This window comes from Kribbella sp. NPDC003505, from assembly GCF_040610875.1.
In the GTDB taxonomy this organism is placed as follows: Bacteria; Actinomycetota; Actinomycetes; order Propionibacteriales; family Kribbellaceae; genus Kribbella.
Map to the genome: position 1 here is coordinate 120,174 of NZ_JBEXNA010000004.1, position 13,579 is coordinate 133,752.

Sequence of the window (13,579 nt, forward strand, 5' to 3'; positions counted from 1 at the left end):
GTGTCATGGCGGAGACGAACGGCAAGGGCCGGACCGGCAGCGTGCAGTCGATCGAGCGCGCCTTCGGGCTGCTCGAGACGATGGCCGACGCGGGCGGGATGATGGGCCTGTCGCAGCTGGCCACGGCCTCCGGGCTGCCGCTGCCGACGATCCACCGGCTGGTGCGCACCCTGGTCGACCTCGGCTACCTGCGCCAGGAACCGTCGCGGCAGTACGTGCTCGGGCCGAAGCTGATCCGGCTCGGGGAGAGTTCGTCGCACATGCTGAGTGTGTTCGCCCGGCCGCATCTCGCGCGGCTCGTCGACGAGCTCGGCGAGTCCGCGAACATGGCGATGCTCGACGGCGACCAGATCGTCTACCTGGCGCAGGTCCCGTCGCGGCACTCGATGCGGATGTTCACCGAGGTCGGCCGCCGCGTCCTCCCGCACTGCACGGCGGTCGGCAAGGCGATCCTCGCGCAGTACCCCGATGCCGAGGTCCGCGAGCTCCTGCACCGCACCGGCATGCCACAGCACACCGACAACACCATCACGTCCCCCGACGCGTTCACCACCCAACTCCACCAGGCGGCCGGCGACGGCTATGCGATGGACGAAGGCGAGCAGGAGGTCGGCGTCCGGTGCGTGGCGGTGGCGGTGCCCGACGCACCCTCCCCGCTGGCCATCTCCATCTCCGGCCCCGCCGGCCGCATGACCGAGCCGCTGGTGGAACGCGCCATCCCGCTCCTCACGCAAGCCGCCAAGTCCCTGTCCGAAGACCTCCACTGACAGCCCCGCCGCAGGGCTACCCGCAGTGCTACCCGCGGTGCGACGGCGGCTGCAGGACACAGAACTCGTTTCCGTCCGGGTCGGCCAGCACGTGCCAGACCCACCCTGCCTCGTTCACCGGCTCCTCGGTGAGGCGTCGGGCGCCCAGCGCGAGGACTCGGGCGACCTCGGCGTCCAGGTCGGCGGTGCGGAGGTCGAGGTGGAGGCGGTTCTTGCCGAGCTTCGTGTCGGTGACTCGCTGCAACAGGATCTCCACGCCGGCGCCGTCGGCGGGCACCAGGCTGAGATAGATCTCCGACTGCCCTTCACGGACGTAGCCGAGCACCTCACTCCAGAAGACCGCCGCGCGCTCCAGCTCGGCCACGTCGATCACGACAACCAACTCACCACGCAGGTACTGCTGAGGGGTCCGCATTCCCAGACAGTACGCATGTCGAGCTATCGGCTGTCGGTGCGCAGCCGGCCGTGAAGGTGCCAGTCGTGCCAGCCGTCCGCGTGCATGATCGCCTGCCGCAGGGTGCCTTCGAGCTGGTAGCCGGCGTTCGTCGCGACCCTGCATGACGCGGTGTTCGCGGTGGAGTGGTGGATGTTCAGCCGATTGAATCCCGCCTGCCCGAACGCCCAGGCGGACAGCGAGTCGACCGCTCCCGCGGCGACGCCCCGCCCACGAGCCGCCGGGGTCACCCAGTAGGACAGCGCCGCCGACCCCTGCGCGAGCGAGATGTCCCGCAACCCGACCTGCCCGAGCGGCTCATCGTCGTGACCGACGACCGCCCAACTCGCCGCCGTCTCCGCGTCCCAGTGATCAGCCCACTGTCCGACCCACTCTCCAGCCTCCTCGAGCGTGTCGAGCCGCCGGACATGCCACCGCTGAATGTCAGGACATCCGAACGCCGTCCGTACGACGTCGGCATCCCTCTCCTGCCAAGGCCGCAACAACAACCCGCCCCCCACCGCCAACCGCGGCTGCGCCACATCCCGCAAAGTCCCCCGAGACAACACCGATCCCACAAGCAGAGGCATCCCGAGATGCTATTCCGCCCACCCGCCGCCCGCGGCACCACCCGCTGGCCGGGGCCCCTTCAGGGGGCGTAGGTGCGCCAGCGTTCGGTGAGTTCGTAGCCGAGGGACTGGTTGGCCTGGAGGCTGGCCTGGTTGGCGGCGGCTCCGCCGGTGCTGAAGCGGGTGATGCCGACGTCGAGGAGGGCGAGGATCGAGGCGGCTTTCACGGCCTGCGCGACGCCGCGGCGGCGGTGCGTGGAAAGCACCGACGTGAACCGCGTGTCCCCGAAGCCGTCCTTCGCGCGGATCACCGTCGCGCCGACCAGCCGGTTGCCGTCGAAGGCGCCGAACACCCGGTGCTCCGGCCAGAGCGCTCGGGTCTCGGCCAACTCGCCGACCACGCGGTGCGTCGCGGGCGTGTACGGATAGTCCGGCTCGTTGGACTTCTCCAGCGCGTGCAACTCCTCCGCGGACTCGGCGCCGAGCTCGCGGATCGTGAGCCCGCCCGCGGTGGCCCGGAGTACGGCGGACTCCAGCAGCTCACGATCCGGGTCGAACAGCCGTACCGCCCAGGACTCGGCGACCACGCGGTAGCCGGCCGCTTCGAGCTCGGCGCACCGCGGGTCGTTGTCCTGGACGATCTCGTAGTCACCCACCCAGCGATTGTCAGCCCAGTTTGCGCAGCAGCGGAAGGACATCCTCGGTGAACTGGGTGAGGAAACGCTCCTGGTCGTTGCCCGGACCGTGGACGACGAAGTGGTTGAAGCCGGCGTCGGCGTACGGCTGGAGCTGCTTCACCGCCTCCTCCGGGTCCGACGCCACGATCCAGCGCTTGGCGACCTGCTCGATCGGCAGCTCGTCGGCCAGCCGCTCCATTTCGGTCGCGCTCGTCACGCTGTGCTTCTGCTCGGCGGTCAGCGACAGCGGCGCCCAGAACCGGGTGTTCTCCAACGCCTGCGCCGGGTCGCGGTCGTAGGAGATCTTCACCTCGAGCATCCGGTCGACGTCCTCGAACTTCTTCCCGGCCTTCTCGGCGCCTTCCCGGACGGCGGGCATCAGCTGCTCGGTGTACAGGTCCATGCCCTTGCCGGACGTCGCGATGAACCCGTCACCGGCGCGCCCGGCGTACCGCGCGACCAGGGGGCCACCTGCGGCGACGTAGACCTTCAACGGCGTCTCGGGGCGGTCGTAGATGAACGCGTCGACGGTCTTGTAGTACGGCCCGTCGGAGCTGACACCGTCCTTCGTCCACAGGTCGCGGATCAGCTGCACGGACTCCCGGAGCCGGGCGAACCGCTCCTTGAACTCGGGCCATTCCATACCCGACACCGCGATCTCGTTGAGCGCTTCGCCGCTGCCGACGCCGAGCATGACCCGCCCCGGGTACAGCACGCCGAGGGTCGCGAACGCCTGCGCGATGACCGCCGGGTTGTAGCGGAACGTCGGCGTCAGCACCGACGTACCGAGCAGCACCCTATTGGTCCGCTCGCCGACCGCCGCCAGCCAGGCGAGCGCGAACGGCGCGTGGCCGCCCTCGTGCCGCCACGGCAGGAAGTGGTCCGAAACGGTCACACTGTCGAGCCCGAGTTCCTCGGCCCGCACGGAGTACTCCACCAGATCCCGCGGCCCGAACTGCTCCGCCGAAGCCTTGTACCCGACCCGAATGCTCACCCTCTGCTCCCAACGTCGTCTGCGCGTACTCCGGAAGACAACCGCGCCCAGGTCCGACTTTATGCCGCCCGGCGGGCCTGATTGACTCCGGCCGCCGGGGTCGGGAAGGATGTGGGTCCGGCGCGGCCCGCGCCTCACCTTCGTCGACCGGCCCCAGCTCGGTCACCGTGAGAAGGCAAAGGGACTTCCTGTCTCGGGCCGCTCGTCCTGGTCATCCGCCTCGACGGGATCGCTGGGGGATCGCGTGCGAGTGCGTGGAAGGCCAGATGACAGCGCACAGGAATCTCAAACAACGGGTTCGAGCCCGCGCCGCGAAGACCGGCGAGTCCTACACGGCTGCCCTCCGGCACTTCCGTCCGACTCCTCGAGGAGAACCAGACATGCCGGAATTCCCACGCATCGCCGTCGCCCAGTCGACGGTCCGCGAAGACCCGACGAACGCCGCCCTGCTCCGGGAGAGCGGCGACGAGGTCCGAGCGCTGATGCGGCAGGCCGCCAAGGCGGGCGCCCGCCTGGTGCACTTCGGTGAAGGAGCGATCTGCTTCCCGAGCAAGCGGGTGATGTCGTCGCTCGGCCCGGACGAGATCGGCCCGTCCGACTGGTCCCGGGCCGACTGGGCCGCCCTGCAGGACGAGCTCGACCAGATCGTCGCGCTCTCCCGCGAGCTCGGGATCTGGACCGTGATCCCGTCGGTCCACCAACTGCCCGGCGCCCGTCCGCACAACAGCATGTACGTCGTGTCCGACCACGGGAAGCTGGTCGCCCGGTACGACGAGCGGATGCTGTCCACGACGAAGGTCACCTGGATGTACTCCGCCGGCAAGGAAGCGGTGACGTTCGAGGTGGACGGTGTCCGCTTCGGGCTCGCGCTCGGGCTGGACGTGCTGTTCCCGGAGCTGTTCACCGAGTACGACCGGCTCGGCGCCGACGTCGTCCTCGTGTCGTACGCGAACAACGAGGGCGTGAACGCGCACATCGGAGTGCAGGTCCGCGGGGCCGCCGCGAACAACACCTTCTGGGTGAGCCTCGCGGCCACGGCCAACCCGGACACCGACCTGACGTCCGGGATAGCCGGTCCCCGCGGCCAATGGCTGGCGCAGTGCGCGGAGGACGGCACGCCGTCGGTCGCGATCGCTGAGCTGCACACCGACGAATTCACCACCGTCGGCCGCGACTTCCGTCGCCGGACCCGGGACCGCGTCAGCTCGTAGCCCTCACAGGTCCGGGTGCTGACGCGTTCTGTCCGTATGAACAGGCATGCGGTGGTCAGCACCCGGATCGGGGACCTCACGGTGGTGGTGTCGGAGGCGGAACTGCTCGGAATCTATTTTCCGCACCACTGGGTGAAGCCGGCGGCGCAGACGCTGGGTGAGCGGGTCGAGGCGTCCGACCCGCTCATCGCGCTCGTCGTCGAGCAACTGGAGTCGTACTTGTCCGGATCGCGGGTTTCCTTCGACCTGCCGGTCCGGCCCGAGGGAGATGCGTTCCAGCGGCGGGTGTGGGCCGTGCTCGAGGAAATCCCGTACGGCGAGACCACGACGTACGGCGAGATCGCGGCGCGGCTCGGCGAGACGGCGCAGGCGGTCGGCAAGGCGGTCGGGCAGAACCCGCTGTCGATCGTCGTGCCGTGCCACCGGGTGATCGGGAAGAACGGATCGCTGACCGGCTACGCGGGCGGGCTGAAGCGCAAGCAGTTCCTGCTCGACCTGGAGCGGCCGGTGGGCGCCCGCCTGTTCTGAAGGCGGACCTCAGCCACTCACCAACCCCGGCGAAGCGACGGCGGCAGGCCGGCGACGAGCGTGTCGGGCCGCGGCGCGGCGTGGTTGGTGAGTGACGGGCGTCCGCGCTATCGGCTCAGATCGCCGACCTGAGCCGCGTACCAGTCGAGTTCGGTGAGGTGCTCGGCGATCTCGCGGAGCGTCCAGTTGGGGCTGCGGTCCTTGTCCCACTCGGCCGGGTCGAGGGCGGCGTACCGCAGTGCGAACGTCCGCCCGAGTCGCTGCAGCCGCTGTTCGGCCTCCCGGACGTCGTCCTCGGTGAACGGCGCGAGGTCGGCGGCGGACGTGAGCGCGCTCGCGTGCCACTCGTCGGGCTGCGTCGGCACGCCGGCCAGCAGCGCCTCGACCTCTGCCAGGTGATCGACCAGGTGATCGGCGATCCGGCGTACCGCCTTGTGCGGCGTGAACGTGCGACCGTCGTCGGACGTGCGCGGCACGCCGTCCCAGGCCGGCCAGGTCACCACGAGGTGGAGGCATCGCTCGACGGCCTGCTCGACGAGTTCTCCGGGGTTCTGTGTCATACGGCCGACGCTAAGGCCGTCATGCTTCGGTGTCGGCCGAAGTGATTCCGAGCTTTCCGGCCAGGCGCTCCGCGTCGTACGGGGCGTGCACCTTGACGTCGTTGTCGAAGTACACGTAGGTGTCACATTTCCAGGACCGGACCTTCCGCGCCCAGCGACCGAGGGACTTGTCGTCGTATCCGCTGACGTAGAGCTCCTCGGCGCCGTGCAGCCGGGCGTAGGCGAAATCCGCGGTGACGTCGCCGAACATCGGCCACTTGCCCGCGGTGTCGGCACAGACGACCGCGATGTCGTGCTCCCGGCAGAGCTCGACGAACTCCTTGGTCTTGAAGCTGTCGTGCCGCACTTCGAGCGCGTACCGGATCGGCTGGTCGACGGTAGCCTCGAGCAGCGCACGGCCTTCCATCCGTTCGTCGTGGCGCTTCGCGACTTCGGCCGCCTCGACGGTGCTGCGCGGCAGCTGCTCGAAGAAGCCGGCGCAGCGCTCCGCGTCGTACTGGAAGTTGGGCGGCAGCTGCCACAGCACCGGTCCGAGTTTGTTGCCGAGCGCAAGCACACCGGACGCGAAGAAGTTCGCCAGCGGCGCGTCCACGTCGGCCAGGCGCTTCAGATGCGTGACGAAGCGCGGCCCCTTGACCGAGAACACGAACCCGTCGGGCGTCTCGTCGTACCAGCGCTGGTACGACGTCGGGCGCTGGAGGGCGTAGAAGGAACCGTTGAGCTCGATCGAGTTCAACCGGGAGGACGCGTACTCGAGCTCGGCGCGCTGCGGCAGCCCGTCGGGGTAGTAGACCTTCCGCCAGGGTGCATAGCGCCAGCCCGAGATCCCCACTCGGTACGGCGAGTCCGGCCAGCGCGTCATCCCTCGATTATGGTCCCCGCATGCAGATCGACCGCGGCGCGTATCCGGACGCAGTGACGCCTTGGGAGGACCCGGCGTGGCGGGCAGCCGCGCTCGGCTGGCTGGACGCGCAACTCGACGAGGCCGGCGTTCGCGAGACAGGTCCGCGGCGGGTCCGGGTTCGGCCGTGGTCGGTGCTCGTCCGGGTCGAGGCGGAGGAACCCGTCTGGTTCAAGGCCGCGTCGCCCGGGAGCGCGTTCGAGGCCGGGCTCGGCGAGGCGCTGTCCCGATGGGTGCCGTCCCACGTGCTGACGCCGTACGCGGTCGACGCCACCCGGGGCTGGTCGCTGCTGCCGTCCGGCGGGCCGCTGCTTCGCACCCTGGAGATCGGGCCGCGCGAGTGGGAGGAGGCGTTGACGCAGTACGCCGAGTTGCAGCGGGCCCTCGTGCCGCGGGCGGAGGCGTTGCTGGGTCTCGGCGTACCCGATGCTCGGGTATCGCTGCTGCCGTCGATCTTCGACGAGGCCGTCGCCGGGAACGGGGCCCTGGATGCGGTGGAGCGGGAACGGTTGCGGCGGTTCCGGCCACGGCTGGTCGCGTGGTGCGAGGAGCTTGCGGGTCTCGGCGTACCGGATTCACTGGATCATGCGGATCTGCATGACGGTCAGATTCTGGTTGCCGGGTCCGGGCGGTACACGTTCTTCGACTGGGGTGACGCGAATGTGGGGCACCCGTTCTGCAGTCTGCTGGTCGCGCTCGATCGTGCGGCTGACGACCACGGCCCGGAGGTCGTCGCTCGGTTGGAGGACGCTTATCTGGAGCGGTGGACGGACGGTCACTCGATGCCCGACCTGCGCCGCGCCGCCGAGCTCGCCCGCCGGCTCAGCCAGCTGACCCGCGCCGGCTCCTGGGCCCGGTTGTTCCCGACGGCCGCCCATATCGGCGATCCCGAACGCGCGGCCGCACTGTCGCGGTTGGCCGGGTGACCGTCAGGTCGGGATCCATTCCGGCCACCAGGGCGGGACGTTGCCCGGGCAGGTACCGGGTGAGGCGGCGGGGGTGCCTTGCCACGAGAACAGGGCGAGGTCGGCGATCGCGATCGCGATGGCCGCGGCGATCAGCGAGAACAGGAACGCCTTCCCGGCGTACCGGAAGACGACGGTGAACAGCACCAGATTGACGATCAACGCGATCGGCACACCGAGGAAGAGCAGCGTCAGCCCGTTCGGCACGCTGCCGGCGATGTCCACCTGACACGCCTTCCACGCCCGCGAAGTCACCACCACCAACCCGAACGCCGTCCCACCGCCGACCACCACCGCAAGGAACGACTCCCCCTTGCTCCCCTTCGCCGCAAACGCCATGAGGATCACGGTAAGTGATCCACCGCCCCACTTCACCTCACCCCGGCGGGTACACCAGACTGCGCCGATGGACATCAAGCACCGGATGATCGTCTTCGACGCGGCCGACATCGAAGCGGAGAGCAGCTTCTGGGCCGCCTTTCTCGGCGGCACCGTCGACAGGTGGAGCGACCGCTGGCACGCGATCTGGGTCGACGGCGGGTGGGCGCTCGGCGTCCAGCACGCGCCCGATCACGTACCACCGGACTGGCCGGACGGTTCGCCACAGCAGATCCACCTCGACCTGTACTTCGAGGGCGTCGACGCACATACCACCGCTCACAACCGGGCCCTGACGCTCGGCGCCCGCCTCCTCAAACCGGCCGACGACCCGACCGCCGCTCGCGGCGTCCAGACGTACGCCGACCCGGCCGGCCACCCATTCTGCCTCTGCTGGGTTCCGGGCTAGTCGGGCTTCGGGCGGAGCCAGAGCATGGTGGTGATGTGGGTGAGGTCTTCGGGTTCGTGCGGGACGACGACCACCTGGTGTTCGTCCTCGTAGAGCACCCGGCCTGGCGCGGGTGACTCGTAGCGTTCGCACGGGACGTTGTGGGCGGCGAGGATCGCCAGGTAGCCCGGGAGCGGCTTCATGAGGTGCGCGGCCGACGCCCGGAACCACGCGGCCGCCTGCAGGTTGGCCTCGTACACGGTGGGGTCGACGGTCGACGGGTTCGTGTACGTCGCGTCGTACCAGGCGTTCGTCGTACGGCGGAACTCTTCCTCCTCGGCGCTCAGATACCCGCGCTGACCGAGCATGTTCACCAGCCCGAAGACGCCGATCCGCCGTCCGCGCCGATCCGGCGCCGGACTCTGGTACCTGACGAACACATCCGCCCCTTCCTCCGACCCGGTTGACCCTAGCAGCTTGTCAGGGCTAGCCTGACATGCGTGTCAGGACAATCCTGACAGACTGGAGGACGCGGTATGCCGGACAACGTGCTGCGATGCTCGTTCTGCGGGAAGGTCGCGGACGAGGTGCAGCGACTGATCGCCGGGCCCGGCGTGTTCATCTGCAACGAGTGCGTCGACCTGTGCGTGCAGGTGATCGACGAGCAAGCGTCGCTCCCATCGCTCGACGGCAAGAGCGACGAGGAGTTGCTTGCGGACATCGCGCGGCTCGACAAGTCCCGCGGCCAGGTCGAGGCCGCCGTACTGGAACGCGTACAGACGCTGCGCTCCCGATCCGTCACCTGGGCCCGCATCGGCGAAGCCCTCGGCATCAGCCGCCAGTCAGCCTGGGAACGCTTCTCCGGCGAGGAATAGCCGTCAGACTCCCGTGAACGCCGCGATCTCGGCCAGGTAGCGGTCAGACTCCTCGACGTTCGGGAAATGGGCGCTCTCGCCGAAGACGCGGAGCTGAGCCTGCGGTAGCCGGGCGGCCAGGTCACGACACGCATCCACGCCCGCGTTGCGATCCCAGAAGCCGACGAGCACCAGCACTCTCACTTCCAGCGCGGCCAGCTCGTCGACGAGCGGCACCCGCCGAGGCGGTTCAGCGGCGAGCGCGGCCGCCATCTCGCCGGTGTTGACCAGCCCGCTCTCCTCCCACAGCTCGCGGACCCGCCGCGCCGCCGCGGGCCGACGGAACAGGAAGCGGTCGAGAGTCTCCCGGTCGACGACATCCCAGACGGCGGCCGGACCCGACTCAGCGACCGCGGCGCGGATCGCGGCCCGCATCTCTTCATCAGCGGCAACCGCCTCGAAACCGGATCCCCAAGGCGACGGTGTGAGCGGCCCGGCCAGCGCGGTGCCTTGAAGAATCAGGCCGGCAACGCGATCCGGATAGGCGACGGTGTACTCGGCCGCGAGATCCCCGCCGAACGAGATGCCGAGCAGCACGATCCGCGGCAGGCCGAGATGCCGCCGCAACTGTTCCAGGTCGTCGACGAGCAGCGGTACGGCGTACCGCCCGTCGCCGTCGCTGCGCCCGGAGCCGCGCTGCTCGTAGTACACAACCGGCCCGAGCTGCTCGAGCCCAGGCCCCGTCAGCCGCTCGAAGTCATAGATGAATCCGCCGGGCCCGCCGTGCACCACGACAACCGGCGTCCGCCCACGCAGATCACCCACCACCCGCACCCAGTGCCGGACACCGTTGAGCTCGACGTACGACTCACCCACCACCGCAGTCTCACACGGCGCCGAAATCCCGTGGTTCGACCGGTGCGGCCGATCGTCGCCGTCTGGCGCGGCGACGGCCCGGTGCAGGTGGTGCCGCCGTGCGGCCGCTGCCGGGAGTTCATCCGCCAGATCCACCCGGCCAACATCGACACCGAGGTAGTTCTCGGCCCCCGGCGTACGACGTCGCTCCGCGCTCTGCTGCCCGAGACCGACTGGCCGTCACCTCTCAGCTGACCTTGCCCTCGGCAAGCTAGACCTGGCTCTGATGTTTGCGCGGCCAGAGTGCGATCGCGGTCGCGAACAGGGCCACCGCCACGACGAGGTCGAACAGTTCGCCCTGGCGGACCGCGGAGACGACGCCTCCGAGCCCGGCGAGAACGAAGAAAACTGCCAGCAACGTTCGCAGCACTGTCATTTCCCCACCCCCTACCCGCTAGATCGGGCGCCGCCCGGGGAGTGTTACGCGGGGCTGGAGAGCAGCGCGTCGACCCACGCGTCCTGGTGCCTGGCGACATAGTCGGCGGCCGGACCCCAGAAGTCGGCGTGGCCGTCCGCGTAGTGCTGGGCCCACGGTTGCTCACCGGTCTCGTGGCCGCGGACCAGCAGTTCGTACGATCCGCGCGTACGGGCCGCAACCTGCGCGGGGAACACCCGGCGCTGCTCCTGGTCGAGCCCGTACCCGTCCACGAACGCGCGCAATCGCGGGGCGTCCACCGCTACGTCGCCGCCCGGCAGCAGCGGTACGAGCGACTGCGCGGCGTACCCGAGGTCCCACAACCGCGTCGACGGCCCGGCGTTGTCCCAGTCGATGAAGACCCAGCGGTCGTCGTTGCAGACCAGGTTCCACGGGGCGAGGTCGCCGTGGCAGATCAGCTCGCCGCCGGCCGGGTCCGGTACCGCCGGGTGCCAGGCGGCGTCCGACGGCGGTTCGAAGTCGTCCATGGCGTCGTGCAGCTCACGGATCAGCCGTCCGGCGCGACGCAGCTCGTCCAGTGAGAACGGCGGCAGCGTGTCCGCGAGTACACCTGGGATGTACTCGAGGACGTGGCGCTCCTGCTCGTCGCGCCCCAACGTCCGCGGCGCGCCTTCGAACCGCTTCGCCGCCAGATGCTCGAGCACCGCCTCGACCCCGGCCGTGTGGCCGAGCGCCGGCTTCCGCACCGTCTCGCCGATCCGCACGACGCGGTCGGCGACGTTCCCGCCGGTCAGGACCTCTTCAGCTTCCACGTGTGCAGGGATCAGTCGAGGCAGAATTCGTTGCCTTCGACATCTTGCATGTTCTGGCAGGACTCGTTCTCCTCGTCGGCCAGCAGCAGCTGCCCGCGGACGGCGCCGAGCGCCTCGAGCCGCCGGCACTCGGCCTCGAGCACAGCGAGGCGCTCCTCACCGACGAGACCGGTGCCGACGCGGACGTCGAGGTGCACGCGGTTCTTCACGACCTTGCCCTCAGGAACCCGCTGGAAGAACAGCCGCGGCCCTTCCCCGGTCGGATCGACACACGCGAACCACGCCCCCTGCTGCTCGGCGGGCAGCGACCGGTCGTACTCCTCCCAGGACGCGAACCCTTCCGGCGTCGGCGGTGCGACATACCCCAACACCTCACACCAGAACCGACCAACCCGCTCAGGCTCCGCACAGTCAAAGGTGACCTGAAACTTCTTGACCGACGCCATACACCCACCCTAAAACGTGCCGCCTCCACCGGTCATCTGGTTTGCCAACCACTCCTCTGCAGTCACCATCCGTCCACCCACCATCGGCCGTAGCTCCTCCCAGGCGTCGCGGAACTCGAGCAACGCCATCGCGCTGGCAACCCGTAACCCGCCGGCCTCGACGTCGAAAACGTTGGCCGGCCACGTGTGGCGCGTAGCACCCCAGAAGTCGGTGTACAGGCCCGGCTGCACCAGGAACAGCTCGACCCTGATCCCGTCGACCTCGAAGGCTCGCTTGTGCGGGAATCGTTTGGCCACGATCTCGCGCACGTCACCGCTCCGCAGGTATCCGTCCACAGTCTCGAAGTTGTCAGCCGGATACAGCAGGTCGAGGTCCTGGTGCGCGCGCGGGCGACTCAGCCCGAGCAGCTCCGACGCCCAACCGCCGAACAACCAGGTCCTGACGCCGGCGCCCTCCAACCGCCCGACGGCATCCCTCACGAAGGCAAGATCATTGGTCCGGGCCATGGCGCTCAGGTTTGCATGATGCGGACGAAGACGGTGGGGCGGGCGGCAGTGGGGTTGTCGACCAGGAGGTCGACGTACAAAGGCAGGCCGTTGGAGTCGGTGTCGTCGATCTGGTCACTCGCTCGCGCCGGCCAGTTGCTCGGCTGCCACTCGGCGAACCTCGCGGGCATTTCGTCGTCCCAGCCGGATTCCCTCGGCAGGGCCTCCGACCGGGTCGTGTCCGTCAGCGTGCCCGGCGTGAGCCGGTAGGTACCGAGGAAGCTGGCCAATCCGACCCGGTCGGTGGCGAAGCGCAGATAGATCTCGTTCACGTCCCAGTCGCGAAGCTCCACCCATTCAAGCCCGGCAGCACCCGCCGGCAGGTGAATGTCGTAGTACTTCACATGCTTCGCGAATTCCGCGCTCGCACCAGTCCCGCTCGAGATCTCCACCTGCGGCTGAACCGAGCAGCCGACCACGGCGAGAGTCGCCACAAGTCCCGCCGTACGTCGTCCGCGCACGCGCTCACCGTACAAGGCTAGGGTCTACGCGCATGGATCTCGCAGCCCTGCAAGCGCGCGCTGTCGCCATCAACGAGCTCTACGACCGCCACAACGAAGCGGCGGGCTGCACCCGCTGGACCACCACCGACCTCGCCAAACTCGTCATGGCCACCGAAGGCCGCCGCCACATCGACAACGCCGACACCCGCCTCGGCCACGAACTCGCCGACTGCCTCTGGTCGGTACTCGTCCTAGCGGACCGCTACAGCATCGACCTGACCACCGAATTCACCCACATGACCAACACCCTCGAGACCAAACTGACGGCGCTTGACAAGGCGTGGGATCAACGGATCATGACCGCACCCGTCACGGCAGCCGCGATTCGCGAGGCGAGCGACACCGATTGGGCGTGGCGGATGTTGCTGCAAGGACGCGACCATCTGCGTTTGCTGCTCGACCGCCACGACGGCTCCGAAGCCGCATGGGAGGCCGCGCCGGACACAACCGGTCATGCGGGTTTCGACACCTTGCTCGCGGTCCTGACCGCCCAGGAGTTCAAGACGGCCGGCGAGGATCCGCCCGTCTGGACCGAGGTCGAAGCCCTCCCGGATCCGTGGATCCCCGAGCATCCGTTCCTCGAGCGCGAGGAGATCATCGAGCAAACTCCGGACTACCTGGCCGAGGTCAACATCTTCGTCCCCGCGCGCGACCTGGTGACCGCATGAAGGTGCCGCACCTAGGAAAACGGCAGGCGGGTGGAATGTTGGCGGGGGATGATGGCGGGATTGGTTGAGCGGCATTCGCGGGCTGTGG

The 13,579-nt window shown here is 69.1% G+C and carries 22 protein-coding genes; 8 read left to right on the forward strand and 14 right to left on the reverse strand.

What is annotated here, in order from left to right:
* Window positions 1-5: 5 nt before the first annotated feature.
* The gene (locus ABZX12_RS14155) at window positions 6-767 is read left to right on the forward strand and encodes an IclR family transcriptional regulator (RefSeq protein ID WP_355693096.1); all 762 of its coding nucleotides are present in this window, start codon (window positions 6-8) and stop codon (window positions 765-767) included.
* Between the two features lie 28 nt (window positions 768-795).
* On the opposite strand, the gene ABZX12_RS14160 is transcribed toward ABZX12_RS14155, so the two are convergent.
* Genes ABZX12_RS14160 through fgd form a run of 4 tightly spaced genes read right to left on the reverse strand, consistent with a single transcriptional unit; the run spans window position 796 to window position 3,440 of the window.
* Window positions 796-1,182, reverse strand: coding sequence for a VOC family protein (locus ABZX12_RS14160; protein WP_355693098.1), 387 nt, complete (start codon window positions 1,180-1,182; stop codon window positions 796-798).
* Between the two features lie 23 nt (window positions 1,183-1,205).
* Window positions 1,206-1,790: a GNAT family N-acetyltransferase gene (locus ABZX12_RS14165; RefSeq protein WP_355693100.1), complete on the reverse strand. Its 585-nt coding sequence runs from the start codon at window positions 1,788-1,790 to the stop codon at window positions 1,206-1,208.
* Window positions 1,791-1,849: 59 nt separating this feature from the next.
* A complete protein-coding gene (locus tag ABZX12_RS14170; RefSeq protein ID WP_355693102.1) occupies window positions 1,850-2,425 on the reverse strand; it encodes a GNAT family N-acetyltransferase in 576 nt (191 codons plus the stop codon).
* A gap of 10 nt (window positions 2,426-2,435) precedes the next feature.
* A complete protein-coding gene (fgd, locus tag ABZX12_RS14175) occupies window positions 2,436-3,440 on the reverse strand; it encodes a glucose-6-phosphate dehydrogenase (coenzyme-F420) (RefSeq protein WP_355693103.1) in 1,005 nt (334 codons plus the stop codon).
* A 380-nt stretch (window positions 3,441-3,820) separates the two neighbouring features.
* Between fgd and ABZX12_RS14180 the strand changes: the two genes are divergently transcribed.
* Complete coding sequence (locus tag ABZX12_RS14180) at window positions 3,821-4,651, forward strand: carbon-nitrogen hydrolase family protein (protein WP_355693105.1); 831 nt, start codon at window positions 3,821-3,823, stop codon at window positions 4,649-4,651.
* A 36-nt stretch (window positions 4,652-4,687) separates the two neighbouring features.
* Window positions 4,688-5,179: a methylated-DNA--[protein]-cysteine S-methyltransferase gene (locus tag ABZX12_RS14185; RefSeq protein WP_355693106.1), complete on the forward strand. Its 492-nt coding sequence runs from the start codon at window positions 4,688-4,690 to the stop codon at window positions 5,177-5,179.
* A gap of 107 nt (window positions 5,180-5,286) precedes the next feature.
* Here the strand turns inward: ABZX12_RS14185 and ABZX12_RS14190 are convergent, their stop codons facing one another.
* Together ABZX12_RS14190 and ABZX12_RS14195 are read right to left on the reverse strand one after the other, a co-directional pair.
* A complete protein-coding gene (locus ABZX12_RS14190; RefSeq protein ID WP_355693108.1) occupies window positions 5,287-5,739 on the reverse strand; it encodes a hypothetical protein in 453 nt (150 codons plus the stop codon).
* 19 nt (window positions 5,740-5,758) lie between these two features.
* Window positions 5,759-6,601 carry a DUF72 domain-containing protein gene (locus ABZX12_RS14195; RefSeq protein WP_355693110.1) on the reverse strand — a complete coding sequence of 281 codons (843 nt, stop codon included), beginning with the start codon at window positions 6,599-6,601 and terminating at the stop codon, window positions 5,759-5,761.
* 20 nt (window positions 6,602-6,621) lie between these two features.
* Here ABZX12_RS14195 and ABZX12_RS14200 point away from each other — a divergent pair, with 20 nt between their 5' ends.
* Complete coding sequence (locus ABZX12_RS14200; RefSeq protein ID WP_355693112.1) at window positions 6,622-7,566, forward strand: phosphotransferase; 945 nt, start codon at window positions 6,622-6,624, stop codon at window positions 7,564-7,566.
* Between the two features lie 3 nt (window positions 7,567-7,569).
* On the opposite strand, the gene ABZX12_RS14205 is transcribed toward ABZX12_RS14200, so the two are convergent.
* Window positions 7,570-7,944, reverse strand: coding sequence for a hypothetical protein (locus ABZX12_RS14205; protein ID WP_355693114.1), 375 nt, complete (start codon window positions 7,942-7,944; stop codon window positions 7,570-7,572).
* 67 nt (window positions 7,945-8,011) lie between these two features.
* Here ABZX12_RS14205 and ABZX12_RS14210 point away from each other — a divergent pair, with 67 nt between their 5' ends.
* The gene (locus ABZX12_RS14210) at window positions 8,012-8,392 is read left to right on the forward strand and encodes a VOC family protein (protein ID WP_355693115.1); all 381 of its coding nucleotides are present in this window, start codon (window positions 8,012-8,014) and stop codon (window positions 8,390-8,392) included.
* Here the strand turns inward: ABZX12_RS14210 and ABZX12_RS14215 are convergent.
* Complete coding sequence (locus ABZX12_RS14215) at window positions 8,389-8,811, reverse strand: hypothetical protein (RefSeq protein ID WP_355693117.1); 423 nt, start codon at window positions 8,809-8,811, stop codon at window positions 8,389-8,391. The genes ABZX12_RS14210 and ABZX12_RS14215 overlap by 4 nt on opposite strands.
* 96 nt (window positions 8,812-8,907) lie before the next feature.
* Here ABZX12_RS14215 and ABZX12_RS14220 point away from each other — a divergent pair, with 96 nt between their 5' ends.
* A complete protein-coding gene (locus ABZX12_RS14220; RefSeq protein ID WP_355693118.1) occupies window positions 8,908-9,246 on the forward strand; it encodes a ClpX C4-type zinc finger protein in 339 nt (112 codons plus the stop codon).
* Window positions 9,247-9,249: 3 nt separating this feature from the next.
* Here the strand turns inward: ABZX12_RS14220 and ABZX12_RS14225 are convergent, their stop codons facing one another.
* The gene (locus tag ABZX12_RS14225) at window positions 9,250-10,101 is read right to left on the reverse strand and encodes an alpha/beta hydrolase (RefSeq protein ID WP_355693120.1); all 852 of its coding nucleotides are present in this window, start codon (window positions 10,099-10,101) and stop codon (window positions 9,250-9,252) included.
* A gap of 42 nt (window positions 10,102-10,143) precedes the next feature.
* Here ABZX12_RS14225 and ABZX12_RS14230 point away from each other — a divergent pair, with 42 nt between their 5' ends.
* Complete coding sequence (locus tag ABZX12_RS14230; RefSeq protein ID WP_355693122.1) at window positions 10,144-10,335, forward strand: hypothetical protein; 192 nt, start codon at window positions 10,144-10,146, stop codon at window positions 10,333-10,335.
* A 16-nt stretch (window positions 10,336-10,351) separates the two neighbouring features.
* Here ABZX12_RS14230 and ABZX12_RS14235 read toward each other — a convergent pair whose 3' ends face one another.
* Genes ABZX12_RS14235 through ABZX12_RS14255 form a run of 5 tightly spaced genes read right to left on the reverse strand, consistent with a single transcriptional unit; the run spans window position 10,352 to window position 12,781 of the window.
* Window positions 10,352-10,516, reverse strand: coding sequence for a hypothetical protein (locus tag ABZX12_RS14235; RefSeq protein WP_355693124.1), 165 nt, complete (start codon window positions 10,514-10,516; stop codon window positions 10,352-10,354).
* Between the two features lie 44 nt (window positions 10,517-10,560).
* Window positions 10,561-11,328 carry a phosphotransferase gene (locus ABZX12_RS14240; RefSeq protein ID WP_355693126.1) on the reverse strand — a complete coding sequence of 256 codons (768 nt, stop codon included), beginning with the start codon at window positions 11,326-11,328 and terminating at the stop codon, window positions 10,561-10,563.
* 11 nt (window positions 11,329-11,339) lie between these two features.
* A complete protein-coding gene (locus ABZX12_RS14245; protein WP_355693127.1) occupies window positions 11,340-11,774 on the reverse strand; it encodes a VOC family protein in 435 nt (144 codons plus the stop codon).
* A gap of 9 nt (window positions 11,775-11,783) precedes the next feature.
* Window positions 11,784-12,254, reverse strand: a complete 471-nt coding sequence (locus ABZX12_RS14250; RefSeq protein ID WP_355693128.1) for a hypothetical protein — start codon at window positions 12,252-12,254, stop codon at window positions 11,784-11,786.
* 32 nt (window positions 12,255-12,286) lie between these two features.
* Window positions 12,287-12,781 (reverse strand): hypothetical protein, encoded by a 495-nt coding sequence (locus tag ABZX12_RS14255; protein ID WP_355693130.1) that lies wholly within the window; start codon window positions 12,779-12,781, stop codon window positions 12,287-12,289.
* A 32-nt stretch (window positions 12,782-12,813) separates the two neighbouring features.
* Between ABZX12_RS14255 and ABZX12_RS14260 the strand changes: the two genes are divergently transcribed.
* A complete protein-coding gene (locus ABZX12_RS14260) occupies window positions 12,814-13,491 on the forward strand; it encodes a hypothetical protein (RefSeq protein ID WP_355693132.1) in 678 nt (225 codons plus the stop codon).
* Window positions 13,492-13,579 lie beyond the last annotated feature (88 nt).